Consider the following 5,962-nt stretch of genomic DNA (forward strand, 5'->3'; position numbering starts at 1 on the left):
CACCGCGTGGCCCTCAAGGGGCCGCTGACCACCCCGATCGGCAAGGGGTTCTCCTCCATCAACGTGCAGCTGCGCCGCCACTTCGACCTCTATGCCAACGTGCGTCCGGCGATCAGCTTTCCCGGCACCCGTTCACGCTACGATGACATCGACCTGATCACGGTGCGCGAGAACACCGAAGGCGCCTATCTCGCCGAAGGCCAGAGCCTCTCCGAGGATGGCGAGACCGCCCTGTCGAGCATTCGAGTGACCCGCAGCGGCTCCGAGCGCATCGTGCGCTACGCCTTCGAGCTGGCTCGCCAGAAAGGTCGCCAGAAGGTCACCGCGGTGCACAAGGCCAATATCATCAAGACCAGCTCTGGCCTGTTCCTGGACGTTGCCCGCGAGGTGGCCAGGGACTATCCCGAGATCGAGCTCGAGGAGATGATCGTCGACAACGCCTGCATGCAGCTGGTGATGAATCCCAACCAGTTCGATGTCATCGTCACCACCAATCTGTTCGGTGACATCCTCTCCGATCTGTGTGCTGGCCTGGTCGGTGGTCTGGGCCTGGCCCCGGGGTCCAACATCGGCAGTGAGGTGGCCATCTTCGAGGCGGTGCACGGTTCGGCACCGGACATCGCCGGCAAGAAGATCGCCAACCCCTGTGCACTGCTGCTGGCAGCGGCCGACATGCTCGACCACCTGGGGATGGTGGAGAAGGGTGCGAAGATCCGGGGTGGCATCCGCGAGGTACTGGAGAATGACCGCGAGCAGGTCACGCCGGACATGGGCGGCAACGGCACGACCGATACCTTCGCCGATGCCCTGGTGGCGAACCTGAAGGCGTGAGACCGAGCTGGCGTTACGTTGATCCACGTCCTATGCAAGTCATGCCCGATCGGGTAGAAACGATGTGACAGACAACGACATACGCCAGCCAGGAAACAGATTGATGACCGAACAGGTGATGGCCGCCATCGACGGCTCGAAGTTCTCGGAAGGCGTTTGCGACTATGCCGCCTGGGCCAGCCTGGCGCTGGGGGCACCGCTGACCTTCCTGCACGTGAACGACAACCATCCCCAAACTGCCGAAGCGGATCTCTCCGGCAACATTGGCCTGGGCTCTCGGGAGCACCTGCTCGAGGAGCTCTCCGAACTGGAAGAGAAGCGCGCCAAGGTGGCCCAGGAGCAGGGCCGGCTGATGCTCAAGGCGGCCAAGGAGCGGGCCGTCGAGGATGGTGTGGGCGACCCGGTCGGCCGCCAGCGTAACGGCACCCTGGTGGAGACCCTCGAGGAGCTGGCCGACGAGATCCGCCTGCTGGTGGTGGGCAAGCGTGGTGAGACCGCCCACCAGGACAGCGGCCACCTGGGCTCCAACCTGGAGCGGGTGGTGCGTACCCTGCATCGCCCGATCCTGATGGTGCCCCACGACTTCAAGCAGCCCGAGAAGGTCATGCTGGCCTTCGACGGCAGCAAGACGACTCGCAAGGGCGTGGAGATGCTGGCCAAGAGCCCGCTGTTCGACGGCATCCCGGTGCATGTGGTGATCGTCGGCGCCGAGACCGGCGATAATCGTTCCCAGCTCGACTGGGCGCTCAAGGCCCTGCGCGATGCGGGTCACGAGGCCGAGGGCGCCATTCGCGCTGGTGAGGCGGAGGCCACGCTGCGCGCCTACCAGGAGGAGCAGGGCATCGACCTGCTGGTGATGGGGGCCTATGGCCACTCGCGCATTCGCCATCTGCTGGTGGGTAGCACCACCACCGCCATGCTGCGCAAGGCCAAGGGTCCGGTGCTGCTGCTGCGCTGATCGCCATCGCCTGCACCACGCGACGCCGGCCTCCGGGCCGGCGTCGTCGCGTCAGGCTCCCCGGGCCTCGGGGCTCGCCAGCACGCCCTGGGCCAGCGCCCAGCCGATGACCAGCAGCGCCAGCATGCCGACCAGGACATGGGAGAAGGAAGCGCCCAGGTCTAGCGCGATGCCCAGCAGCGCCGGCGCGATCCCCGTGGAGAAGACCATGGCGGCGCTCAGGGTGGCGCGCACCGTGCCCAGGTGCTCGGCGCCCCACAGGCGCACCAGCAGGCTGGTGGCGATGGACTCCTGGGCCCCCATGGCGAGCCCCCCGCCCACCATCAGTGCCCAGACGCCGATGTCACCGCCGGCGAGGATGGCCACCACCAGGGCCAGCGCATAGGGCAGCAGGTAGAGCCTTGCCAGGCGTACCGGGCCGAGCCTGTCGACCCAGCGGCCGCCCAGCAGGGCGCCGGGCAGCTTGGCCAGCCCCATGCCGGTCAGGGCCAGGGCATAGACGGTGAGCGAACTGCCCAGGTCCTCGGTCATGCGTGACTGGTAGATGAAGAGCCCGGTCATGGTCACCGGCAGGATCATCAGCAGCGGCAGCAACTGCCAGAAGCGTGCCTCGCGGAAGGGGCGAGGACCTTCGCGTCGCTGGCCACGCGCCGGTCGCTTGCCCGGTGCCTTCGGCCAGGGGCCACGAAGCAGCAGCGGTACCCAGAACAGGGCCAGGAAGGCCACCAGCAGCCACCATAGCTCTCGCCATCCCAGCCACACCAGCAGTGCCGCCATCAGCGGCGGCAGGGCCGTCTCGCCGAGCATGATGCCGGTGCTGACCAGGCCCAGGGCGCGGCCGCGCATGGTGACGAACTCCCGGCCGGCGAGGGTGTTGCCCAGGTGGGTCATCATGCCCTGGCCGCAGAAACGCACCAGCCCCAGGCCAAGAAGCCCCAGCCCCCACCAGGGGGCGGCGGTCAACAGCAGGATGCCGGCGAGCAACGCGCCGATCACCGTCAGCGCGAAGCGTCGCGGGGCCACCCAGTCGATGCTGGGGCCCAGGCGAAGCACGGCGAACCCCGCGACCAGGGTCACCGCGGCATAGGCGGTGCCGAACTGCCCGGCGGAGAGTCCCAGGTGCGTGCTGATCGGCGCCTGGAAGAGGCCGATGAAGAAGCTCTGACCGAGGCTCGAGGTGAACATCGCCAGGAAGGCGATGCCCAATAGCCCGCGATGATCCCGCAGCAGGGTGCGGTAACCCATGGTGACCTCCGGTGCGTGTTGGATGGCAAGACGGGAGTGCGACGGCAGGAGCGCGGTGGCAAGATGGAGCCATGGCGGCCCTGCCGGTGAAAGCGACCTAGGATATCAGCTTGAGTGCATACGGTGGCGTGCCGGGCTGATTCAAAGTTTCCGGAAGTGGAGGCGATAATGAACCATCCTGAGCTGGATATGGACGCCGTGGTGAGGCGCTTGCACGCGCTGCGCGCCGAACTGCTCGAGCAGAGCGACGCCAGCCGTGATGCCCGCGACACCGTGATGCTGGACCAGACCTCGGTAGGGCGTCTGTCGCGCATGGATGCCCTGCAGGGACAGGCCATGGCCAAGGCCGAGGAGCAGCGTCGCCAGCTGGCGCTGCACCGCATCACCGGGGCCTTCTCGCGCATCGACAGGGGCGAGTACGGCGAGTGCATCGAGTGTGGAGAATGGATCGGTGCCAGGCGACTGGAAAGCGATCCCCTGGTGCTGAAATGTATCGATTGCGCCGAGTGATTCCCGGCGCCGAGAGAGGCGACGTCCCTAGCGCTGGCAGGGATCGTCGATGACGGCGGTCTCCCGCGGGCGCAGCCGTCGTGAGAGGGCGTCCACGGCGATATTGAGGGCCGCGGTAACCAGCAGCAGGAAGAAGGCCACGTCGAACAGCAGGTACTCGAAGTTCTCGTCGATGTAGTAGCCCAGGGTGGCCACTCCCAGCATCCCGAGGATGGCTGTCTCGCGCAGGATCACCTCGGCACGGTAGTAGAGCAGCGCCAGAATGCCCGGATAGAGCCGTGGCAACAGTTCGTAGGCCAACCGTCCTGCGGTGTTCACCCCCGGCATCCCCGGGATGATGGCATCGGCATGGCGCGCCACCAGGAAGGCGATCAGCGCGCCGTTGTGCAGTGCCAGCGCCAGCCAGGCGGGAAGCAGCGAGGGACCCAGCAGCAGCAGGAAGAAGAAGGCCAGCATCAGCTCGGGCGTCGAGCGCAGGAAGACCAGCAGGCCCCGCCCGGCCAGCCGGGTCACCGGATTGCCGAAGTGGCGAGAGGCCAGCGGCCACAACGCCAGGGCGACCAACAGCGTCCCCACGCTGCCCAGCAGGCCGAGCAGCAGGGTGTTGCCGATGGCGGGCCCCAGGTCGGGAATGCGCGCGAACCACTCGACCAGCCCTCCCCAATCGCCGGCCAGCAACGCCCTTGGCCAGATATCCTCGGACACGAAGCGCCACAGCAGGCCGCCCTCCACCGTCGGCCAGGGACCCAGCAGAAAGGCGCCGCCCAGCACCAGCAGGGGTATCAGCCGTCGGTGGCCCCACCAGGGCAGGCTGGCGATCAGCAAATAGAAGAGCCACAGCAGGGCCCCAGCCTCGTGGTAGCGTCCTTCGCGGAAGGCGGTCTCGAGCTGAAAACCCAGGGTCGGCAGGCCGACGAAGCCCAGCAATACGCTGGCGCGCAGTGCACACTCGAAGCGGTAGCGGGTATAGGCGGCGAGCCTGGCCCACGCCAGCGGTAGCTCGGCATAGACGAAGCGCGACAGCCGCCCGACCCCTCTCGGCAGGGCATCGCGTGGGGCGGCGGATATCTGTTCGAGGATCTCCGCGTAGACCTTGGCGAAGATGCCGGCATAGGGGATCGCCAGGGCCATCAGGGCCGTGGCGGCCGAGAGGCCGAACACCTGCAGGAAGAGCAGCGCCCAGAACAGCTCGTGGATCGCCCGCACGAAGGCGCAGACGGCGCGGACCAGCCGTGAGCGGGCGAACAGCAGTGCCAGGGGGAAGCCCAGAGCCAGCCCGCCCAGCGTGCCCCACAGGGCCACGGCGACCGTCAGACCGAGGGCCTCCAGCGGTGATTCCAGTGTCCCCCAGGCGGGCCAGGCCAGTCCCCGGGCCATGCGCGCCAGCTCCCCCCAGGGGTCGCGGGTCAGGATCGCCAGGTCGGCGAAGGGCACCGCCACCACCGCCAGTGCCACCAATGCCAGGGTATGGCGAGCCAGCCTCAGTCCGGTACTGTCGCCGCGCCACCAGTGACGGCCATGTCGCGGCTTTTGGGTCAGGCTGTCGCTCACGGACGCCCCCGCGCGCAGGGCAGCGCCTCCGGGTCCGGCATCTGCGGCGCCGCTTCCTCACGGGGCGAGTCGGCGGGCGCATCGGCATCGGGGTAGAGACCGTCCAGGTCCGTCAGGGTCAGCTCGCGGGCCGGGGCGTCGATCACCAGTCGGCCGTCACGCAGCCCCCACACTCGGTCGAAGTGGCTGAGGGCCAGCTCTCGCTGGTGGAGGGCGATCACCGAGGTGGCGTGGCGCGACTCGATCAGCGCCAGCAGGCGCAGCGCCTGGTGGGGGTCGACGCTGGCCACCGGCTCGTCGCCCAGGAACAGGTCACGCTGCTGGTAGAGGGCCCGGGCGATGGCGACCCGCTGGCGCTGGCCGCCGGAGAGCTGGCCGATGGGGCGGCGCATCAGCCCGGTCAGGCCCAGGGCATCGCAGAGCTCGTCAACCTGGCGCCAGGGGCCGGCCAGCGGGCGCACCAGGTTCCACAGGTTGGCCGGGGCCGAGTGCTCGGCCAGTCGCGCCATGTAGATGTTGTGATAGACCGCCAGTTGGGGCACCAGGCCGTGCTGCTGGGGGCACCAGGCGGCGATGTCGTCCAGCCGTCGGCGCAGGGCGCCGAGCAGGGTGGACTTGCCGGCCCCGCTGGGGCCGAGCAGGGCGACACATTCACCCGGATAGAGGGCGAGTGTCAGTCGGGATAGCACCACCTGGTCATCGTGGCCGAGATCCTCGGCCTCGAAGGCGACCAGCGGCCGGCGTGGCTCGCCCGCCATCAGCGCAGCAGGCCGAGCTCTTCTGCGACGTCCTCGATGGGCGCATAGAGGGCGTTGTCGGCGGGAATGAAGTCCTCGCGGGGGAAGCTCGCCAGCAGCTCGGGGTCGT

Annotated in this window: 6 protein-coding genes; 3 read left to right on the forward strand and 3 right to left on the reverse strand. The window is 68.4% G+C overall.

What is annotated here, in order from left to right; all coding sequences use genetic code 11:
- Positions 1–831 (forward strand): isocitrate/isopropylmalate family dehydrogenase (locus RI841_RS13605; RefSeq protein WP_310706171.1); only part of this gene is annotated, 831 nt, incomplete at its 5' end.
- A gap of 103 nt (positions 832–934) precedes the next feature.
- Positions 935–1,789, forward strand: coding sequence for a universal stress protein (locus RI841_RS13610; protein ID WP_310706172.1), 855 nt, complete (start codon positions 935–937; stop codon positions 1,787–1,789).
- A gap of 51 nt (positions 1,790–1,840) precedes the next feature.
- On the opposite strand, the gene RI841_RS13615 is transcribed toward RI841_RS13610, so the two are convergent.
- Positions 1,841–3,034: an MFS transporter gene (locus RI841_RS13615; protein ID WP_310706173.1), complete on the reverse strand. Its 1,194-nt coding sequence runs from the start codon at positions 3,032–3,034 to the stop codon at positions 1,841–1,843.
- 168 nt (positions 3,035–3,202) lie between these two features.
- Between RI841_RS13615 and RI841_RS13620 the strand changes: the two genes are divergently transcribed.
- Positions 3,203–3,544, forward strand: coding sequence for a TraR/DksA C4-type zinc finger protein (locus RI841_RS13620; protein WP_310706174.1), 342 nt, complete (start codon positions 3,203–3,205; stop codon positions 3,542–3,544).
- Positions 3,545–3,571: 27 nt separating this feature from the next.
- On the opposite strand, the gene RI841_RS13625 is transcribed toward RI841_RS13620, so the two are convergent.
- Both RI841_RS13625 and RI841_RS13630 read right to left on the reverse strand, forming a co-directional pair.
- Positions 3,572–5,095: an ABC transporter permease subunit gene (locus RI841_RS13625; protein ID WP_310706175.1), complete on the reverse strand. Its 1,524-nt coding sequence runs from the start codon at positions 5,093–5,095 to the stop codon at positions 3,572–3,574.
- Complete coding sequence (locus RI841_RS13630; RefSeq protein WP_310706176.1) at positions 5,092–5,853, reverse strand: ATP-binding cassette domain-containing protein; 762 nt, start codon at positions 5,851–5,853, stop codon at positions 5,092–5,094. The genes RI841_RS13625 and RI841_RS13630 overlap by 4 nt, the downstream gene beginning before the upstream one ends.
- Positions 5,854–5,962: the final 109 nt, after the last annotated feature.

It is taken from the genome of Halomonas sp. (genome assembly GCF_031581305.1).
Classification (GTDB): domain Bacteria; phylum Pseudomonadota; class Gammaproteobacteria; order Pseudomonadales; family Halomonadaceae; genus Halomonas.

Bases quoted from the DNA above. Each gene is read 5' to 3' on its own strand.
- RI841_RS13610 (WP_310706172.1), top strand. From the start codon at position 935: ATGACCGAACAGGTGATGGCCGCCATCGACGGCTCGAAGTTCTCGGAA.
- RI841_RS13615 (WP_310706173.1), bottom strand. From the start codon at position 3,034: ATGGGTTACCGCACCCTGCTGCGGGATCATCGCGGGCTATTGGGCATC.
- RI841_RS13620 (WP_310706174.1), top strand. From the start codon at position 3,203: ATGAACCATCCTGAGCTGGATATGGACGCCGTGGTGAGGCGCTTGCAC.
- RI841_RS13630 (WP_310706176.1), bottom strand. From the start codon at position 5,853: ATGGCGGGCGAGCCACGCCGGCCGCTGGTCGCCTTCGAGGCCGAGGAT.